Source organism: Streptomyces sp. NPDC059909 (assembly GCF_042730885.1).
Lineage (GTDB): Bacteria > Actinomycetota > Actinomycetes > Streptomycetales > Streptomycetaceae > Streptomyces.
This window is the reverse complement of sequence record NZ_JBHWKX010000003.1, coordinates 140,718-159,806: the sequence shown is the minus strand read 5'-3', so window position 1 is coordinate 159,806 and position 19,089 is coordinate 140,718. Positions and strand designations below refer to the sequence as shown.

The window sequence follows — 19,089 nt, the reverse complement described above, 5'->3', positions numbered from 1 at the left end:
GCAGGATCATCGCCCCACCACGCCGACACCGTCCCGCCGTGTAAGCGGAGGGACGCCTGGTCCAGAGGTTGCGACGCTAGTGCAGGGACGTTTCAAGAGGGATGGCAGCGCTGCGGCTGAGCAGGAGCCGCACGGCGGGACCGACCGCGGCTCCTCGCCCCAGCACGCCCAGAACCAGGACCGGCCCCCGGCCGGCGACGGCGGTGACCGTGGTGCGCGCTCCGGCGCGGCGCCGGGTGGTGGCGAAGCCGCCGTCCCGCTGAAGCCCAAGGGCTCCCCCGACACGGGCTCTCGCATAGCCCTGCGCAACTGGCGCATCAGCACGCGCCTGGTCTCCCTGCTCACGCTCCCCGTGGTCGCCGCGACCACGCTGGGCGGACTCCGTATCAACGAGTCGATGAGCGACATGGAGCAGCTGGAGCACATGCAGCTGCTCACCAAGATGACCAGGGAGGCGACCGCCCTCGCCGAGGCGCTCCAGAACGAGCGCGACCACGCCGCCGGTCCGCTGACGCACGGCGGCAAGGCGACGGACTTCAAGGTCTCCCGGCCCCGGCAGGTGACCGACCAGCGCAAGGATTCGTTCCTCGACGCGACCGCCGACATCGGTGACACCACCGGCGACGACGCCCTGGAGAGCATCCGCTCCAACGTGGCCCAGATCGCCGCGCAGGTGCACAACATCACCGAGATCCGGAAGCAGGCCTACGCCAAGGGCAAGGGCGTCTCCAACTCGCAGACGATCAGCCAGTACTCCCGGCTGATCGGCTCGCTGCTGAGCCTCTCCCAGGACATGGCTCAGGCGACCAGCAACCCCGACATGATCAAGCGGACCCGCGCGCTGGCCGCGTTCTCGTCCGCCAAGGAGTACGCCTCCATCCAGCGCGCGGTCATCGCGGCCGGGCTCCCGGAGACCAGCAGCGCCGTCGGCAGCCTGAACGACAACGACCGCCTCACCGGTCTGGACGCCAAGACCAACGAGGACGCGGAGCTGAGGTCGTTCACCGCGATCTACTCGTCCCTCGGCGGCAACGCCGAGGAGCTGACCGGCACGCTGGAGAACGGCAACTCCGAGATCCAGAAGGCCGACACCTACGCGGACCGCGTGCTGCGCAGCCCCGAAGGCATCCAGGACGAGCGCCGCAGCTACCTGGACTGGACCGACCAGGCCGACACCAAGATCCAGGCGATGAACACCATCGAGGAGACCCTCCTCGGTGAGATGGAGAGCCGGGCCCGCGAGCTCAAGCAGGAGTCGCAGCAGGACGCCATCATCAACGGTGCGCTGATCCTGGTCGTCCTCGGCGTCTCGCTCGTCGGCGCGTTCGTCGTTGCCCGGTCCATGATCCGCTCGCTGCGCCGGCTCCAGGACACCGCCACCAAGGTCGCCCAGGACCGGCTGCCCGAGCTGGTCAAGCAGCTCTCCGAGGCCGACCCGCAGGACGTCGACACGACCGTCGAGTCCGTCGGTGTGCACTCCCGGGACGAGATCGGCCAGGTGGCCGCGGCCTTCGACGACGTGCACCGCGAGGCGGTCCGCCTCGCCGCCGAGCAGGCCCTGCTGCGGGGCAACGTCAACGCGATGTTCACCAACCTCTCGCGCCGCTCCCAGGGTCTTATCCAGCGTCAGCTGTCGCTCATCTCCGAGCTGGAGTCCCGCGAGGCCGACCCGGACCAGCTGTCCTCCCTCTTCAAGCTGGACCACCTCGCGACCCGTATGCGCCGTAACGGCGAGAACCTCCTCGTCCTCGCGGGCGAGGAGCCGGGCCGCCGCTGGACCCGGCCCGTCCCGCTCGTCGACGTGCTCCGTGCCGCCGCCTCCGAGGTGGAGCAGTACGAGCGCATCGAACTGGCCGCCGTCCCGGCGACCGAGGTCGCAGGACGCGTCGTCAACGACCTCGTGCACCTCCTCGCCGAGCTGCTGGAGAACGCGACGTCGTTCTCCTCGCCGCAGACCAAGGTCCGCGTGACCGGTCACGCGCTGCCCGACGGCCGCGTCCTCGTCGAGATCCACGACACCGGCATCGGCCTCTCCCCCGAGGACCTGGCCGCGATCAACGAGCGGCTCGCATCGCCGCCCACCGTGGACGTCTCGGTGTCGCGACGCATGGGTCTGTTCGTGGTCGGCCGCCTGTCGCTGCGGCACGGCATCCGGATCCAGCTCCGCCCGTCCGACTCCGGTGGTACGACCGCGCTGGTCATGCTGCCTGTCGATGTCGCCCACGGCGGCAAGAAGCCGTCGGCCAAGCCCGGTGCGGGCGCGCAGAACGGCGCCCCGCAGGGCCCGGGTGGTCCCGGCTCGGACCGCGGTCTGCCCGGTGGACCCGGCGCGGGCGGCCAGGGCGGACCCGGTGGCGGCCGTCCCGGTCTCGGCGGCGGACCGTCCGGCGGTCCCGGCGGCGCGTCCGCGGGCCGGCTCGGTGCGGGTGCTCCGCGCGGCCAGGTCGGTGCCGGATCGGCCGCGCGTGCCGCGCTGCCGCCGCGTGACGGCGCCTCGTTCCAGGGCGGCCCCCAGCAGGGCGGTGCCCCGCAGGGTGGCGCCCCTCAGCAGGACCCCGCGCGTCAGGGCGGCGCCCCCGTCGGCGCGTTCGGCGCCGACAGCGGCCGTGGCCGGCCGGGCGCCCAGGACCGTGACGACTCCCGCCAGGGCGGCGGCCAGAGCGGCACCGGCAACCGCGGCCGCCACAGCGGCCGTCAGGGTGCTCCCGCCGGGACCGACCGCGGACGCCAGCTGCCGCCGACCGGCGGCCCGCGCGCCGAGCTGCCCGGCGGCGGCCCGCAGGGCCAGCGCCCGCAGCGCCCGGAGACCACCAGCTGGGGCAGCGAGCAGCCGGCCGTACCGCAGCGCTCCCCGCTGGACGCCCCGCGCGGCCACGAAGAGCCCGGCACCACCGGTCAGTACGCCCGCCAGGGCTACTCCGCGCCGCGCCAGGGCGGCCAGGACCCGGCGGCCACCGAGCAGTTCCAGCGCCCGGACTTCGAGGGTCCCGCCCGTCCCGACGGCTACGGCGGGGCTCCGCGTCCCGCTGCCGGACAGGGTCAGCAGGGCTACGGTCAGGGTGCGCCGCGTCCCGCGGCCGCGAGCCTGCCCGCGCAGCCGCAGCCCGAGGCCCTGCCTCCGGCGTCCGGCCCCGGTGACGGCCGTACGCCGCTGTACGACACGCTGGAGACCAACTGGTTCCACGGCACGCAGGGCGGCGGCAGGCCCGGCTACGGCGGTCAGCCCAACGGGGCCCAGCCGTCCCAGGCCGTACCGCAGCAGCCCGTCGGCCGTCCGGCCCCGGCGGTGCCGCCGCGGCGTCCCGCCGCAGGACCGGCCGCCGGACAGGCGGGCCACACGGGCCAGCACAACGCGAGCACCGCCGCCTGGCGTACCTCGCCCAACGATGAACTGGTGCGCCAGGCAGAGCGGGTCCGCAAGCCCGCGGCCGGCGGGATCACCACGTCGGGTCTGCCCAAGCGGGTGCCGCGCGCCAATCTGGTGCCCGGTACCGCGCAGGAGCCGACCCACCAGTCCGGTCCGCAGGTATCCCGCGCCCCGGACGATGTGCGGGGCCGGCTGACCAACCTCCGCCGGGGTATCCAGCAGGGCCGACAGGCGGGCAGCACCGGTAACACCGGCAGCTTCAACCTCGGCCCCAGTCACCAGCAGGAGCGTTAGTTGAGAGCCATGAGCCAGGCGGCACAGAACCTGAACTGGTTGATCACCAACTTCGTGGACAACACCCCTGGGGTGTCCCACACCGTGGTGGTCTCCGCCGACGGACTCCTGCTGGCGATGTCCGAGGGGTTCCCGCGCGACCGGGCCGACCAGCTGGCGGCCGTCGCGTCCGGACTGACCTCGCTGACCGCGGGAGCGTCGCGCATCTTCGAGGGCGGCCCGGTCAACCAGACCGTTGTGGAGATGGAGCGCGGCTTCCTCTTCATCATGTCCATCTCGGACGGCTCCTCGCTGGCCGTGCTCGCCCACCCCGACGCCGACATCGGTCTCGTGGGCTACGAGATGGCCCTCCTGGTCGACCGCGCAGGCACGGTCCTCACCCCGGACCTGCGCGCCGAACTCCAGGGGAGCCTGTTGCACTAGAGCTTCGGAAGACCGCTGCAAGGGGGTGTGCGCCCCCAGGTGCACCCCTGGTACCCCTCAATCGCCCCATCACCGTCAAGGCCGCCCCACCCGGCCCCCCCACCGGCCCAAACAGACGGCACAGCCGACCACTTGCTGTCACGCCCGGAGGATTCATGACCCCGCCCCCCGCCTCTCACGATCCGTACGGTGTCCCCATGGACACCGACTACGGACATGAAGGCGACCAGCCGCTGGTGCGTCCGTACGCGATGACCGGCGGCCGGACCCGGCCCCGCTACCAACTCGCCATCGAGGCGCTGGTCAGCACGACAGCAGACCCGGCACACCTCGCGACGCTCCTGCCCGAGCACCAGCGGATCTGCCACCTTTGCCGGGAGGTCAAGTCGGTGGCGGAGGTCTCGGCGCTGCTGTCGATGCCGCTCGGTGTGGCGCGCATCCTCGTGGCGGACCTGGCCGAGGCGGGCATGGTGGCGATCCACCAGCCGGGCAACGGAGAGGCCGGCGGAACGCCGGACGTAACACTGCTCGAAAGGGTGCTCAGTGGACTTCGCAAGATCTAGCGGCGGAACGGCCCGGTCGACCACCTCCGCGAAGATCGTGGTGGCGGGCGGCTTCGGCGTGGGCAAGACCACATTCGTCGGGGCCGTCTCGGAGATCAACCCGCTGCGTACCGAGGCCGTCATGACGTCCGCGTCCGCGGGCATCGACGACCTCACCCACACCGGGGACAAGACCACCACCACGGTGGCCATGGACTTCGGCCGTATCACCCTCGACCAGGACCTCATCCTCTACCTGTTCGGCACCCCCGGACAGGACCGGTTCTGGTTCATGTGGGACGACCTGGTCCGGGGTGCGATCGGCGCGGTGGTGCTCGTCGACACGAGAAGGCTCGCGGACTGCTTTCCCGCGGTCGACTACTTCGAGAACAGCGGGCTGCCGTTCGTCGTGGCGCTCAACGGTTTCGAGGGACATCAGCCGTACACACCGGACGAGGTGCGTGAGGCGCTGCAGATCGGCCCCGGCACGCCGATCATCACCACCGACGCCCGCCACCGCGCGGACGCCAAGAGCGCGCTGATCACCCTCGTCGAGCACGCCCTCATGGCCCGACTCAAGTAGTCGCTTGTATACGGCAGTTGTCGTAGAGAAATCGTGGGCGGGCTGTGTCTTTTGACACGGCCCGCCTCCGTGTTCATAACGTTTCGACAGAGAATTCTCCGGGCTCGGACACCCGACGCATCCGACTGGTACCGCTGTGCTCACATAGGGCCCGCTATTTGCCGCGGCTCGCTCTTTATGCCCGTTTTATCTGCGGCCTGGAGCACTCGGAATGGCTTGTTCACGCTGTTTGGAACGGGACCGCTCGGCGTGCTGAAATCAACGAACTCGTGAGTAGTACGGCCCTGAACAATTATCGGCACAACCTAGGTGCCGACGCCGAGAGGTTGTTGGTCGAGTGAGGCGAAGCAAGACAAGCTCCGCAGAGCAGCAGGCGCGGGGCAACTTCACCCCGCCCCCGCGTGCAGCGGCGTCGCCTGCGGATGTGCAGCCCGTGGCGCCGCCCACCGGCGGCAGCTCCAGCAGGCTGTCCCCACGCAACTGGCGGGTGCCCACCCGGCTGAACGCGATCCTCCTCATCCCCGCGCTGGTCGGCCTCGTCATGGGCGGCTTCCAGGTGAAGGGGTCGATCGACACCTGGAACGAGGCGCAGGACGCCGAGAAGACGGCGCTGATCGTGCGCGCCGCCTCGGAGTACGGCCAGGCCCTGCTCAACGAGCGTGACCTCACTGCCCAGTCCCTGCTCGAGGGCAAGCGCGACGCCGCGGTGGTCCGGCAGACCCGGGCGGCCACCGACGCCGCCAAGGGGAAGTTCGACGCGGTCGTCGCGGACATGCCGCAGAAGCAGGGCCTGGAGCGCCGTCTCAAGCTCTTCCGGGAGGCGGAGCCCAAGCTCCAGCTGATCCGCCAGACCGCGTACAGCGCGGCCGTGGAGACCCCGGACAAGTCCAACGGCAAGGGTGGCCCGGTCGCCACCGAAGAGGGCTATGTGCTGGTCCAGCACTACCTCACGGAGTTCTCCAACGAGCTCGGCCTGGGCACCGGGAACGTCACGAGCTTCGGCCGCACGGTCTACGCGATCCAGCTGGCCAAGGGCGCCGAGTCGCTGCAGCGCTCCATCGGCACGCATCTGCTCGTCCGCCCCAGCGAGAAGCAGGCGGTCAGGAACGGGCAGACGGTCGCCTTCTCCTCGTACGCCTACCTGGAGGGGATCGCCCTCGGCGAGTACGTCTCCGGCGGTACGGCGGAGGACACCGAGAAGCTGAAGTCGGTCATGGGCGCCAAGTCGCAGGAGGGCGCCAAGAAGCTTGCCGCGGCCGCCCAGCAGGCACAGGCCGCCGGCGTGCAGTTCACGCCCCCGCCGAAGAAGAACGACTCCGTGTACGACGGCATGGTGGCCGCCATCAGCTCCGGCGACGAACCCGACGAGCTCGCCGAGCAGGGTGTGACGCCGACGGTCTGGATGGCCGCCGCCACCGCCAAGTTCGACGGCTACACCGAGATCGAGAACGACCTCGTCGACAAGGCCGTGACCGAGGCGGCCCGGATCTCCGACGAGGCCAAGACCGACGCCATCGTCAACGGTCTGATCGTCATCATCGCGCTGCTCACCGCGTTCATCCTGGCCGGTCTGGTGGGCCGCCAGATGAGCCGCTCGATGCGCGCGCTGCGCACCGCCGCCTTCGGCATCGCCGAGCAGCGTCTACCGATGCTGGTCGACCAGCTGTCCCGCACCGAGCCGGGCCGGGTCGACACCCGGGTGCAGCCGATCCCGATCGACACGCAGGACGAGATCGGCGAGGTCGCCCGCGCCTTCGACCAGGTCCACCGCGAGGCCGTCCGGCTCGCCGCCGAGCAGGCCATGCTGCGGGGCAACGTCAACGCGATCTTCACCAACCTGTCGCGCCGCAACCAGTCGCTGATCGAGGGCCAGCTGACCCTGATCACCGACCTGGAGAACAACGAGGCCGACCCGGACCAGCTGGAGAACCTCTTCAGGCTGGACCACCTCGCGACCCGTATGCGCCGCAACGGCGAGAACCTCCTCGTTCTCGCCGGCGAGGAGCCCGGCCGCCGCTGGAACCAGCCGGTGCCGCTGGTGGACGTGCTGCGCGCCGCCTCCTCCGAGGTGGAGGCCTACGAGCGCATCGAGCTCACGGGCGTCCCGGAGAGCGAGATCCACGGCCAGGCCGTGACCGACCTCGTACACCTGCTCGCCGAGCTGCTGGAGAACGCCACGACGTTCTCCTCTCCGCAGACGAAGGTTCGCGTCACCGCAACCCGGCTCCCCGACGGTCGCGTCATGATCGAGATCCACGACAAGGGCATCGGCCTGACCGCCGAGGACTTCGCCGACATCAACCACAAGCTGGCCAACCCGCCGACGGTGGATGCCGCCGTCTCGCAGCGCATGGGCCTCTTCGTGGTCGGCCGCCTTGCCGACCGGCACGGCATCCGCGTCCAGCTGCGCCCCTCGGGCGAGCAGGCGGGTACGACCTCGCTGGTCATGCTTCCGGACGCGATCACGCATGGTGGCGGTGGCGAACCGCTTCCCGAGGACGACTTCACCGTGTCGCAGATGATCCCGCAGCAGCAGATCCCGCAGCAGCCGTCCTTCGAGGCCACCACCATGCGCACCGCGGCGGAGCTGGGCTTCGACGACTCCCGCTACGAGGACCAGTCGTCCGACAACCGCCAGCTGGACCCGGTCAACCGCTCCCTCATGCGCGAGGAGCGCCGTGCGGCACTCGAGGCGCAGGCGCACGGCGGCGACCGCCCGCTGTTCCGCGACGAGGCGCAGGAGTCGTACGGCGAGCAGGGCCAGTACGGCGACGGTCAGTACGACCAGGGCTTCGCGTCGCAGGATCCGCAGTCCGCGTACGAGCAGAACGGCTACGGCTACGAGGGTGGCGACGGCTACGACCGCACGGGTGAGTACCCGGTTTCCGGGGGTTACCCCGAGCACTCCGAGCAGGCGTATGCGGAGGCCCCGTACGACGCCGCGCAGGAGCACCAGGCGCAGTACGACGACCGGTTCGGCCACGGCTCCGACCAGGGAGAGTGGGCCGGTCAGGGCGGCTACCAGGGTGGCTACGAGCAGGACTACCGGTCGAATGCGGAATCTGCGCCCGGCGCTCCCGCGAGCGCTCCCGAGCGCGTAGGCTTCGACCGTCCGGGTCCCGCTGCGAGCAACAGCAACCAGCTGACCGATTCGGGTCTGCCGCGTCGCGGCGGCGGCAACCAGGCGCAAGGCCAGTGGCAGTCCGCCGGCGCCGACAACGGACAGGCAGGACAGGCGACTTCGGCCGGTCAGGCCCCGCAGGCCCCTCGGAACGGGCGGGCCGAGGCGGACGGCTCCGACGACTGGCGCTCGACGAACGACGAGCGCTGGCAGCGGGCCGAGAAGCTCCGCGAACCCAAGGCAGGCGGAGTCACCCCGTCCGGTCTCCCCCGGCGTGTTCCCAAGGCCAATCTGGTCGAGGGCACGGCGGAGCAGACCCCGCAGGGCGGCCCCCAGGTCTCCCGCGCCCCTGAAGACGTGCGTGGCAGGTTGAGCAACCTGCGGCGTGGTGTCCAGAAGGGACGTACCGCGGGAACGGACACGAACGGAATGGGCTTCGGCCCGGGTAGTACCTACAACCAGGAGCGTTAGTGTGAGCCCGATGAGCCAGGCGGCGCAGAATCTGAACTGGTTGATCACCAACTTCGTGGACAACACCCCTGGGGTGTCCCACACCGTGGTGGTCTCCGCCGACGGACTCCTGCTGGCGATGTCCGAGGGGTTCCCGCGCGACCGGGCCGACCAGCTGGCGGCCGTCGCGTCCGGACTGACCTCGCTGACCGCGGGAGCGTCGCGCATCTTCGAGGGCGGCCCGGTCAACCAGACCGTTGTGGAGATGGAGCGCGGCTTCCTCTTCATCATGTCCATCTCGGACGGCTCCTCGCTGGCCGTGCTCGCCCACCCCGACGCCGACATCGGTCTCGTGGGCTACGAGATGGCCCTCTTGGTCGACCGCGCCGGCAGCGTCCTCACCCCGGACCTCCGTGCCGAACTCCAGGGAAGTCTTCTCAACTAGCAAACAAGCAGTGCGTTTCTCGCCACCGCACCATAGGGTGCGGTGGCGCGGCTCCACAGGGACATGGACCGGCGTACGGCACTCGGAGGAGGAAGAAACGTGTCAACACCCCCAGGCGGACACCCATACGACGGTGCTCAGCCGTCTCCGGGTGAGCAGGGTCAGAACCGCTTCAACTTTCCCTCCACTCCGAGCAGCAGAGGCGGCGGCCCGCAGCCGTACCAGCGGCCGCAGCAGCCGTACGACCCTTCGTACGACCAGCCGCAGACGCCCCGGATCCAGCCCGTGGCGCCCCGGCGGTCCCCTGAGCCGGCACCCGCTTCGGGCCGCAGCAACCACAACCCGCTGGTGCGTCCGTACGCGATGACCGGCGGCCGGACCCGGCCCCGCTACCAGCTCGCCATCGAGGCGCTGGTCAGCACCACGGCCGATCCCGTGCGGCTGCAAGGGCAGTTGCCCGAGCACCAGCGGATCTGCCGACTGTGCTTCGAGATCAAGTCGATCGCCGAGATCTCGGCACTTCTCTCCATCCCCCTCGGCGTTGCCCGGATCCTCGTAGCCGACCTGGCGGAGGCCGGACTTGTCGCCATTCACCAGCCCGGCGGCGACGAGTCCGCCGGCGGCCAGCCAGCCGTGACACTGCTCGAAAGGGTGCTCAGTGGACTTCGCAAGCTCTAGCGGCGGTGCAGCCCGCTCAACCACCAGCGCGAAGATCGTGGTGGCGGGCGGCTTCGGCGTGGGCAAGACCACGTTCGTCGGCGCCGTCTCGGAGATCAACCCGCTGCGTACCGAGGCCGTCATGACGTCCGCATCCGCGGGCATCGACGACCTCACCCACACCGGGGACAAGACCACCACCACGGTGGCCATGGACTTCGGCCGTATCACCCTCGACCAGGACCTCATCCTCTACCTGTTCGGCACCCCCGGACAGGACCGGTTCTGGTTCATGTGGGACGACCTCGTGCGCGGCGCCATCGGCGCGGTGGTCCTGGTGGACACCCGCCGACTCGCCGACTGCTTCCCCGCGGTCGACTACTTCGAGAACAGCGGGCTGCCGTTCGTCGTGGCGCTCAACGGTTTCGAGGGACATCAGCCGTACACGCCCGACGAGGTGCGTGAGGCGCTGCAGATCGGCCCGGACACGCCGATCATCACCACCGACGCCCGCCACCGCGCGGACGCCAAGAGCGCGCTGATCACCCTCGTCGAGCATGCCCTCATGGCACGCCTTCGGTAGACCGTCGCCGTACCGGTCCCGTACGCGTCCCGTACGCGGGGAAGGCCCCGCACTCCTGACGGAGTGCGGGGCCTTTCCCTTTCCCTCGAGCCCGTCCGGCGATCGAGGACGGACACGACGGGGCACTGGACGTGGGCGGCACGCATGGCACAGCAAAGACCCCGCGTCCCTGGGAAGGGACACGGGGTCCTGTGGGGTCGGTAGGGCGTCAGCCCTGCCAGGAGTGCGGTGCGCGGAAGCCGGACTGGCGCTCCAGCCGACGCCAGCCGGCCGTGCTGCGGCCGCGGCCGGCCGGGGCGGACGGCTGCGCGGCGGCACGAGCGAGCAGCACCGCGGTGATCGCGGCCAGCTCCTCGGGGTCGGCGTGGCCCTTCTCGACCCGGAGCAGGGACTCGGCGGAGATGGTCATCTGCAGTGTTCTCCTCATGGGTTACTGCGGGGGGTTGCCGTGCTTGCGGGACGGCAGGTCGGCGTGCTTGGTCCGGAGCATCGCGAGGGAGCGGATGAGCACCTCGCGGGTCTCGGCCGGGTCGATGACGTCGTCGACCAGTCCGCGCTCCGCGGCGTAGTAGGGGTGCATGAGCTCGGCCTTGTACTCCTTGACCATGCGGGCGCGCATGGCGTCGGGGTCCTCGGCGTCGGCGATCTGCCGGCGGAAGATGACGTTGGCGGCGCCCTCGGCACCCATGACCGCGATCTCGTTCGTCGGCCAGGCGTAGGTGAGGTCGGCGCCGATGGACTGGGAGTCCATGACGATGTACGCGCCGCCGTAGGCCTTGCGCAGGATCAGCGAGATCCGGGGCACGGTCGCGTTGCAGTACGCGTACAGCAGCTTCGCTCCGTGGCGGATGATGCCGCCGTGCTCCTGGTCGACACCGGGCAGGAAGCCCGGCACGTCCAGCAGCGTCACGATCGGGATGTTGAAAGCATCGCACATCTGCACGAAACGGGCGGCCTTCTCGGACGCCTCGATGTCGAGCACACCGGCCAGCGTCTGCGGCTGGTTGGCGATGATGCCGACGACCTGGCCGTCGAGCCGGGCGAGGGCGCAGATGATGTTGCGCGCCCAGCGCTCGTGGATCTCCAGGTAGTCGCGGTCGTCAACGAGCTCCTCGATGACCTGGTGCATGTCGTACGGGCGGTTGCCGTCGGCCGGGACCAGATCGAGCAGTACGTCGGAGCGGCGGTCTGCCGGGTCCTCGGTCGCCACGTTCGGCGGGTTCTCGCGGTTGTTCTGCGGCAGCATCGACAGCAGGTACCGCACCTCGGCGATGCAGGTCTCCTCGTCGTCGTACGCGAAGTGCGCGACGCCGCTCGTCTCGGCGTGCACGTCCGCGCCGCCGAGCCCGTTCTGGGTGATCTCCTCACCGGTGACCGCCTTGACGACGTCCGGCCCGGTGATGAACATCTGCGAGGTCTCGCGGACCATGAAGACGAAGTCGGTCAGCGCCGGGCTGTAGGCGGCGCCGCCCGCGCAGGGGCCGAGCATCACGCTGATCTGCGGGATGACGCCGGAGGCGCGGGTGTTGCGCTGGAAGATGCCGCCGTAGCCGGCGAGGGCGGAGACGCCCTCCTGGATCCGGGCGCCTGCGCCGTCGTTGAGGGAGACGAGCGGGGCGCCGGCGGCGATGGCCATGTCCATGATCTTGTGGATCTTGGTGGCGTGGGCCTCGCCCAGCGCGCCGCCGAAGATCCGGAAGTCATGGGCGTAGACGAAGACCGTCCGCCCCTCGACCGTTCCCCAGCCCGTGATCACACCGTCGGTGTACGGCTTCTTCGCCTCCAGGCCGAAACCGGATGCCCGGTGCCGTCGCAGCTGCTCGACCTCACGGAACGAACCCTCGTCCAGCAACAGCTCGATCCGCTCACGCGCGGTCAGCTTGCCCTTGGCGTGCTGCGCCTCGGTCGCCCGGTCACTGGGTCCACGGCGGGCCTCTTCGCGAAGGGCGTGCAGCTCGGCCACGCGTCCTCGTGCGTCGGTCGGCTCGCCGGTGGTCTCGTCCAAAACGGTCATGTACCGACCCTACGGACCCGACCAAGAAAATCCTGCCGTTGACTCCGTACAGTCTCGCGACCGTTCTCCTGTCACCCCCGGACAGAACCATTGCGCGGCACAGCCGAAGTACCAGCTCGGCCCTGCCCCGGATTGTCGGGGTCCGACAAGGACGTCACCCGTTGGTCAGCCGATGGCCACCTCGCAGCGGTGGGTGGCGCCTGCCGTTCCCTTACGAGCACACTCGCGGGGGCGCTCGCGCCGAGGCTGCCCACCGTACCGGCCTGCCGGAAGTTCGCCGCCGTGAGTCCGAGGGACGGGACGGCGACGGTCCGAGGGTCGGCGGTGTTGTCGAGGATCTCCAGCCGGCGGGGGTCGGCCGCGCGGGCGGCGACGGCTCTCGGGAAGGCGCCCAGCATCAAGACAGAGGCGTACGAGGCGTTCACCGGATCGGCCCCATGGTCCAGCCACAGGGTCCCGTAGCGGCGGGCCCGCCGTTGCGTTCCGCACGGGGAAACCGCTCGTCCCCGCACCCGGTCCGGGCGCGGGGACGAGCACTCCCCCGGTCTCAGGGGGCGCAGTGGAAGCGCGCACTCCCCCAGTCGGCGTGATCGTTGCCGTTCCCGTCGCCGCCGTCACCGACGAGGAGTTCGACGTACTTCGCGCCGGTGACGTCCGCGCTCAGGCTCCACGCGGCGTCGGCGGCCTTCAGCACGGGCGAGGCGACCTTCTCCGTACCGTCGGCGGTGACGCTGAACCGCACGCTGCCGCGTGACGTCTGGACGTCGTCCACGCCCACCTCCGCGGTGAACGAGGTGCACTTGCCGCCCAGGTAGTAGCGGACCCTGGCCGGGGCGTGGGTGCCGAGGCCCTTGGCGTACGACACTCCCCCGATCCTCAGCGGGCTTCCGTCACCGGTGCCCGTCTCGCCGTTGGAGCTGTCCCGCTCGACCGGGCCCCAGCCGTTCTCGGCGGCGGTCCAGTCGAGGTCGCTCGCCCAGGCGTCGGCGGTGGGCGGCGGCGGGAGGGTCCGTACGGAGGTGGCGGCCTCGAGGCTCCGCGGCGAGCCGCCGACCTCGTAGGTGGCCCGCGAGCCCAGCGGGTACGTCTGGTACGGGGCGTCGAAGGGCGGGGTGACCTGCCAGGTGGCGGTGGCCTTGGCGCCGGCGGCGACGGAGTCGAAGGACACCGGTCCTTCGGGCTCGGCGGTCCAGCCGGCGGGCAGGGTCAGGGCGAGCGAGACGTCGGTGGCGGCCGTCGCCTCGTCATTGGTGAAGAGGGCCTTGACCTCGTTCTTCGTACCCGGCTCCAGCGTCTCGGCGGCCGCGGCGACGCTGAGCGTTCCGCACGCGGGCGCCTGGGCGGCCGGCCCGAGGTCGGTCACCGTGAAGCCGTCGACGACGAAGTCGGCCCCGTCGGGCGCGTCGTCGCGCTTGCGCAGCCCGGTCCAGGTGTCGCCGCAGCCCGCGGTCACGGTCTCGGCGAAGTGCCCCGTGGTGCGCTGCTGCCCGATGTGCGTGCGACGGGTCTCCACGGAGCCGCCGGCGGCCCGGTCGTAGCCGGTGACCCACTCGTACGCGCCCGCATGGCTCGACTGGTAGTCGTACTCGACCTTGTAGCTGTGCCCGTCCGTCATCGGCACGGTCCAGGGCGCGGTCCGGTACACCAGACCGCTGTTCTCCTCGTGGGCCTTGAGGGACTCCTCGCCGGTGAGCACGTCGTCGACGAGCTTTCCGTTCCAGCCGGCCTGGGTGTACGGGGCGTGCAGCCGGCTCACATGGGTGCGCGGGTCCGTCACTCCGCCCGCGTCGCCCTTGAGGAACGGTCCCCAGCCCTGGTCGACGGTCTCGAAGTCCTCGTACACGAGCGCCCCGGGCTTCGTCGCGGGCGCGTTGGCGACGACCCGTACGTCATCGACCCGCACCGTCGCCGGCGATCCCTTGGCGGCATCGATCCGCAGGGTCACCGCGCCACCGGCCGGGGCGGTGAAGTTCACCTTGGCGCGCTGGAAGTAGGTGGAGTGCAGGTCGGACGCGGCGACCTCGTTGCGGACGGTGGAGCGCTCGACGGCGACGGACTTCCCGCCGGCGGAGAGGACCGTGCGCCGTGCCTGGCCCGGCTCGACCTCGATCCACGCGGACGCGGTGTACCGCTTGCCCGCCTCCAGGCCGGTGATCGGCTGGGAGAGCGAGGCCGCGGCGGTGCCGCTGAGCCGGGCGGAGTTGCGGCCCTGGTCGTCGGTCGTGCGGGCGACGGTGCCGGTCTTCGACCAGTCGCTCAGCCCGGCGTCGTTGAATCCGGGGTCGTCGACCAGGGTGCCCTGACCCCACTGCGGGTCCTGCGCCGCGGGCGCCTGCTCGGGATGGAGGACGTACGGCTGCCCGGCCTCGGCGTCGAGGGTGACCTTGCCGTTCACGGCTCGTACGGTCCCGGTCCTGGCCCGTCCGTTGTCGGTGAGCCGGTAGACGGTGTACGAGCCGGTGCCGGGCACGTCCCAGCTGCTGCTGCCGCCCTGCTTGTTGTAGTGGTACAGCTTCTTCCCGCCGTCCCACGGAAGCAGATAGCGGTTCCCGTCGAGGACCTTGCGCCCGTGGTCGTAGAAGGTGCGGCGACCCTCCTCGACGGTGCCGCGCAGTCCGCCGGTGAGCGTGATGTCGTTCCCGTCCCAGCGGGTGATCTTCTGCTGCTGGAGGAACTTGGCGGGGAGGTTCCTCTCCCAGATGTTCGCGTAGAAGGCGTTCCAGTCGGTCTCGCCGGTCCAGCCCTCGAAGTCCTCGAGTGCGGTCTGCCCGAGGACGGGGTGGTTGTTCCAGACGTCCTTCTCGCCGTTCCGGATGAACCGGATGATCTGCGAGTTCAGCCCCTTGTTGGTGGCGCCGCCGTAGTCGAGGTCGTTGGCCCAGTGCGACCAGAGGGAGGCCCGCTCGAACTTGTCGGCCCACTCGGTGCCGACGTTCCAGCCCTGTGCCTGGACCGCCTGGAGGGTCTTGTCCGCGATCCAGCCGTGCGTGTAATAGACGTCGATGTACAGGAGGCTGAGATTGCGGTCGGTCTCGTCGCGCAGCTGCTGGAAGCGCCGGGCGAGATCACCGCTGTTGATGTCCCGCCGCTGGTCGATGTAGTAGCTCTGGTTGAGCCAGTTCCAGCCGGGCTTCGTCCTGTCGACGAGGGCCTCGCTGAAGTTCTTGGCCTCCGGGTACGACTCGGTGGCGTTCACGTGCACGCCGAAGGTCGCACCCCACTTCTTGCCGCTCGTCAGCAGCTTGTTGAGGTCGGCGAGCCCGCCCGCGCGCTTGTTGTAGTTGCCGCCGTAGTCGGGGTGGGCCGAGTCGTGCCCCTCGGAGCCGTACCCCTTGAGGACGGCGAGCTGCCCGAGACCGTCCGTGGCGAGCGAGATCCGCTTGACGTCGTCGAGGGTGCGCAGGAAGGGGTGCGTGGCCTGGCTGGCGAAGTTGAAGGGGATGTGGGTGACGACCCGGTCGGGGGTGTCGTTGCTGCCGGGCGCGGTGATGCCGATGCTGCGGAAGGCCGCGGCGCCGTCCTGCCAGTCGGTCCTCCCGTCGCCGTTGGCGTCGGGCGTGACGACGACCTTGGCCCAGGGGAGGTCCTTGCCGGTCTCGGGCTGCGGCGCGCCGGCGCCACGGTAGGTCCACTGGCCGGACCACACGCCGACCCGGACGCTGCCGTCCGCGTCCTTGCGGGCCTGGTGCCGGAAGCGGGCGTCGTCACCGCTCGTGGCGCCGGAGGGCTTGTCGTAGCTGGAGTTCGACTCGACGGCGGCGGCGAGGCCGGATGTGTTGACGATGGCGTACGAGGCTCCGACGGCGGCGGTCTCGGGGGCCGTCGCATCGGTGACCGTGCCGAAGACGTCGGCGGTCCTGGTCGAGTCGGGGTCGAGCGTCGTGAACGCCGTCGCGGCCCCCGCGTCCGTACTCCCGACGGAGACCAGGTCGTGCCCCGGGATGTCGATGGTCCCGACCCGGAAGTCCTCGGTGTCCCGGACCGCCGTGACCTTGAAGGTGGTGGCCCGGCCGGAGACGGAGAGCGTCGCGTCGATCTCGACCCCGGGAAGGCCGGGGAAGGTGAGCGTGTACGCGGCGCTCGCGTCCCGTACAACGGGCGCGCCCTTCAGCTGCACGAGCTGCGCGGTGCCGTTGACGGTGACCTCGGTGACCGGTCGGGTGCTGCCGAGGAGGCGGGCGCCGGTGGCCCGGTCGGTGTATGACAGCACGCGCGGGAAGTCGTCGGCGACGGCGACGGCGAGCTGGCCGGACGTGAGCACTGCGGGCCCGTCTCCGGAATCCGGGGCGGCGACAGCGGGCCCGGTCGGCGCTGTGAGCGCGGCGGCCGTCGCGGCGGCGACCACGCCCGCGGCCCAGGATCTCTTGGTGAACGACATGGGGACTGGGTAGCCGGGGCGCGACGGCACCGTCAACGAAGTCGTCCGTGAGCGGCGAGCCCAGTCCAACAACCGTGGCGGTAAGTCCAAGTCGGCGGCGCGGAGATCGGCTTGTGAACGCCGGAAATTTCTGAGAGCGCTCTCAGTCACAAGTGTTGACGCCTCCCGCACGCCCCACGAGAGTGGTCGGCGCCCCCCGCTTTCCGCCCCCGCGCACCCCCACAACCGCATACCCCCCACACCCCCACAGGAGTGCTCTCGTGCTTTCGCGACGACTCTTCCTCACCTCCGCCGCCGCGGCGACCGCGTCGGCGGCCACGGCACTGACCCTCGGCAGCCGCGCCTCCGCCGCGCCACCCATCTGTGAACTCGCCCTCGAGAACCGGTCGTTGCCAGGCACGGTGCACGCGTACGTCACCGGCCACGAGCAGGCCACCGGCCGCTGGGTGCTGCTGCGCGCCGACGGCGGCGCGTACCGCCCCGAGTCCCCGTCAGCGCCCCGGACCCCGCTCCCCGTCGACTGCGCGATCCCGCTGCGTCCCGCCGGCTCCGGGCCGGTGGTCCTGACGCTCCCCCAGATGTTCGGCGCCCGCGTCTACTTCGTACGCGACGACAAGCTGGACTTCTTCCTGAACCCCGGCCCCTCGCTGGTCGAGCCGGCCTTCGCCACGGCCGTCGACCCCAACTACGGCCGTATGTGGTCGTTCTGCGAGTTCACCTTCGATCCGCAGCAGCTCTTCGCCAACATCAGCTACGTCGACCTCGTCACGGCCCTGCCCATCGGCATCACGCTCACCGGCGATGCGACACACACGGTCGCCCCGCTGCCGTCGGGCGCGCTGCCGCGCATCGCCGACGACCTGACCGCACAGGCGGGCCGGGACGGGCAGCCGTGGGACAAGCTCGTGATCCGCGGCTCGGGCGGCGACGTGCTGCGGGTGATATCGCCGCAGAACCTGATGGCGCCGTACTTCGACCGGCCGGCCGAGATGCCGTTCCGGGACGTCTTCGACGGCTACATCGACCAGGTGTGGCAGAAGTACCGCACCACCGACCTGCGCATCGACCTGCAGGGCGGGCGAGGCGTGCGCACCGGGAGGGTCAGCGGCGACGTCCTCGCCTTCGACGGGGGCCACACGTTCGCCAGGCCCACCTCGAAGGACGTCTTCACCTGCAACCACGGCCCCTTCGCCAACAACCCCGGCGACCCCGACGACAAGAAGGGCCTGCTGGCCCGCCTCGCCGCCGGCTTCAACCGCAGCATCATGCTGACCCACCCGGACCAGCCGAACGGCCTCACCTCGGCCGACTACTACCGCGACCCCGTGACCAACCACTTCTCGCGCCTGGTGCACGCGCACACGCCGATCGGTTACGCCTTCCCGTACGACGATGTCCGCCCGGACGGACAGCCCGACGTCTCCGGCGCGGCACACGACGGGAATCCGCGGCGCTTCACGGTGGCGGTCGGCTCCTGAGTCCGGCCCGGGTCCGGACCTGATGCGGGTCCCGAGTCGAGCGACGTGAAAGGTGCCCCGGGCCGGCAGGCCGGGGCACCCGTGCTCGTGACGTCTCCCTGCGGCTCAGCAGCCGCCGCAGTTGTAGTACAGCACGTCCCAGTGGTTGCCCTCGTCCGCGTAGATGTTCCCGGATGCGGACCTCCACTGCGGGGCGCCGTCACCCCGCAGGCCGATGTACGTGAAGTTGTTCTTGATGTAGTTCCCGACGCAGGTGTACTTGCTGTAGTCGAGCTTGTAGCCGTTCCAGTGCGAATACGTTCCGCCGGCGTGCCCGGTCTCCGTACCGCCGGTGATGTTGAGCGCACAGCCGCTTGCGCTCTTGAGGGTCTGGGCTCCCTTCGCGGTGGCGAGGTTGAGCTGCTCGAAGGACGTACAGGTCGGGTTGTTCCTGTCCGAGCAGCCACCGGACGAGGACCAGGTGATTCCGGACGACCTGAACATCGACGTCGCGGTGGCGTGGCTGATCTTGGTGACGGCGTGCGCGTCGGTGGCGCTGGTGACGACGCCGAATCCCGGGGCGAACAACGCCCCCAGGACGAGCGCAAGCGCACTGAGGACCGAGCGGAGCTTCATATCGGGGTTCCCTCCTGCTGAGCGTGCTGACCGTGCTGGCTGATGACGGTGCTGCTGCTGGTGCCCGTACTTCTGATGGGACGGGTGTGCAGGTGGAGCACAGTGATGGTGCCCGAGGTCTACGCGCGTCCGCCAGAGG

14 protein-coding genes are annotated in these 19,089 nt (G+C 70.5%); 9 read left to right on the top strand and 5 right to left on the bottom strand.

All coding sequences use genetic code 11. The annotated features are described in order from the left end of the window. Window positions 1-79: 79 nt before the first annotated feature. From ACFV9O_RS04385 to ACFV9O_RS04350, 8 genes are all read left to right on the top strand, one after another. Entirely contained in the window at window positions 80-3,661 is a 3,582-nt protein-coding gene (locus tag ACFV9O_RS04385; RefSeq protein ID WP_385412143.1) for a nitrate- and nitrite sensing domain-containing protein, read from the top strand. 9 nt (window positions 3,662-3,670) lie between these two features. Next, complete coding sequence (locus ACFV9O_RS04380) at window positions 3,671-4,084, top strand: roadblock/LC7 domain-containing protein (RefSeq protein ID WP_138057401.1); 414 nt, start codon at window positions 3,671-3,673, stop codon at window positions 4,082-4,084. A 155-nt stretch (window positions 4,085-4,239) separates the two neighbouring features. Beyond that, window positions 4,240-4,647 (top strand): DUF742 domain-containing protein, encoded by a 408-nt coding sequence (locus tag ACFV9O_RS04375; protein ID WP_385412139.1) that lies wholly within the window; start codon window positions 4,240-4,242, stop codon window positions 4,645-4,647. Continuing rightward, entirely contained in the window at window positions 4,628-5,209 is a 582-nt protein-coding gene (locus ACFV9O_RS04370) for an ATP/GTP-binding protein (RefSeq protein WP_385412136.1), read from the top strand. The genes ACFV9O_RS04375 and ACFV9O_RS04370 overlap by 20 nt, the downstream gene beginning before the upstream one ends. A gap of 337 nt (window positions 5,210-5,546) precedes the next feature. Next, window positions 5,547-8,801: a nitrate- and nitrite sensing domain-containing protein gene (locus tag ACFV9O_RS04365; protein WP_385412133.1), complete on the top strand. Its 3,255-nt coding sequence runs from the start codon at window positions 5,547-5,549 to the stop codon at window positions 8,799-8,801. Window positions 8,802-8,811: 10 nt separating this feature from the next. Next, window positions 8,812-9,225 (top strand): roadblock/LC7 domain-containing protein, encoded by a 414-nt coding sequence (locus ACFV9O_RS04360; protein WP_240111643.1) that lies wholly within the window; start codon window positions 8,812-8,814, stop codon window positions 9,223-9,225. A 99-nt stretch (window positions 9,226-9,324) separates the two neighbouring features. Further along, a complete protein-coding gene (locus ACFV9O_RS04355) occupies window positions 9,325-9,903 on the top strand; it encodes a DUF742 domain-containing protein (protein WP_385412130.1) in 579 nt (192 codons plus the stop codon). Next, window positions 9,884-10,465, top strand: a complete 582-nt coding sequence (locus ACFV9O_RS04350) for an ATP/GTP-binding protein (protein WP_385412128.1) — start codon at window positions 9,884-9,886, stop codon at window positions 10,463-10,465. The genes ACFV9O_RS04355 and ACFV9O_RS04350 overlap by 20 nt, the downstream gene beginning before the upstream one ends. A 208-nt stretch (window positions 10,466-10,673) precedes the next feature. On the opposite strand, the gene ACFV9O_RS04345 is transcribed toward ACFV9O_RS04350, so the two are convergent. The 4 genes from ACFV9O_RS04345 to ACFV9O_RS04330 form a co-directional block, all read right to left on the bottom strand. Then, the gene (locus tag ACFV9O_RS04345) at window positions 10,674-10,874 is read right to left on the bottom strand and encodes an acyl-CoA carboxylase subunit epsilon (protein ID WP_385412125.1); all 201 of its coding nucleotides are present in this window, start codon (window positions 10,872-10,874) and stop codon (window positions 10,674-10,676) included. A 21-nt stretch (window positions 10,875-10,895) separates the two neighbouring features. Beyond that, complete coding sequence (locus tag ACFV9O_RS04340; protein WP_385412123.1) at window positions 10,896-12,479, bottom strand: acyl-CoA carboxylase subunit beta; 1,584 nt, start codon at window positions 12,477-12,479, stop codon at window positions 10,896-10,898. 71 nt (window positions 12,480-12,550) lie between these two features. Beyond that, window positions 12,551-12,877 (bottom strand): polysaccharide lyase beta-sandwich domain-containing protein, encoded by a 327-nt coding sequence (locus ACFV9O_RS04335; protein ID WP_385412121.1) that lies wholly within the window; start codon window positions 12,875-12,877, stop codon window positions 12,551-12,553. Between the two features lie 149 nt (window positions 12,878-13,026). After that, on the bottom strand, window positions 13,027-16,857 hold the full coding sequence (locus tag ACFV9O_RS04330) for an endo-alpha-N-acetylgalactosaminidase family protein (RefSeq protein WP_385412118.1): 3,831 nt from the start codon (window positions 16,855-16,857) through the stop codon (window positions 13,027-13,029). Window positions 16,858-17,117: 260 nt separating this feature from the next. Here ACFV9O_RS04330 and ACFV9O_RS04325 point away from each other — a divergent pair, with 260 nt between their 5' ends. Further along, the gene (locus ACFV9O_RS04325) at window positions 17,118-18,335 is read left to right on the top strand and encodes a glycoside hydrolase family 64 protein (RefSeq protein WP_385412115.1); all 1,218 of its coding nucleotides are present in this window, start codon (window positions 17,118-17,120) and stop codon (window positions 18,333-18,335) included. 105 nt (window positions 18,336-18,440) lie between these two features. Here ACFV9O_RS04325 and ACFV9O_RS04320 read toward each other — a convergent pair whose 3' ends face one another. Next, window positions 18,441-18,950 carry a hypothetical protein gene (locus ACFV9O_RS04320; protein ID WP_385412113.1) on the bottom strand — a complete coding sequence of 170 codons (510 nt, stop codon included), beginning with the start codon at window positions 18,948-18,950 and terminating at the stop codon, window positions 18,441-18,443. Window positions 18,951-19,089: the final 139 nt, after the last annotated feature.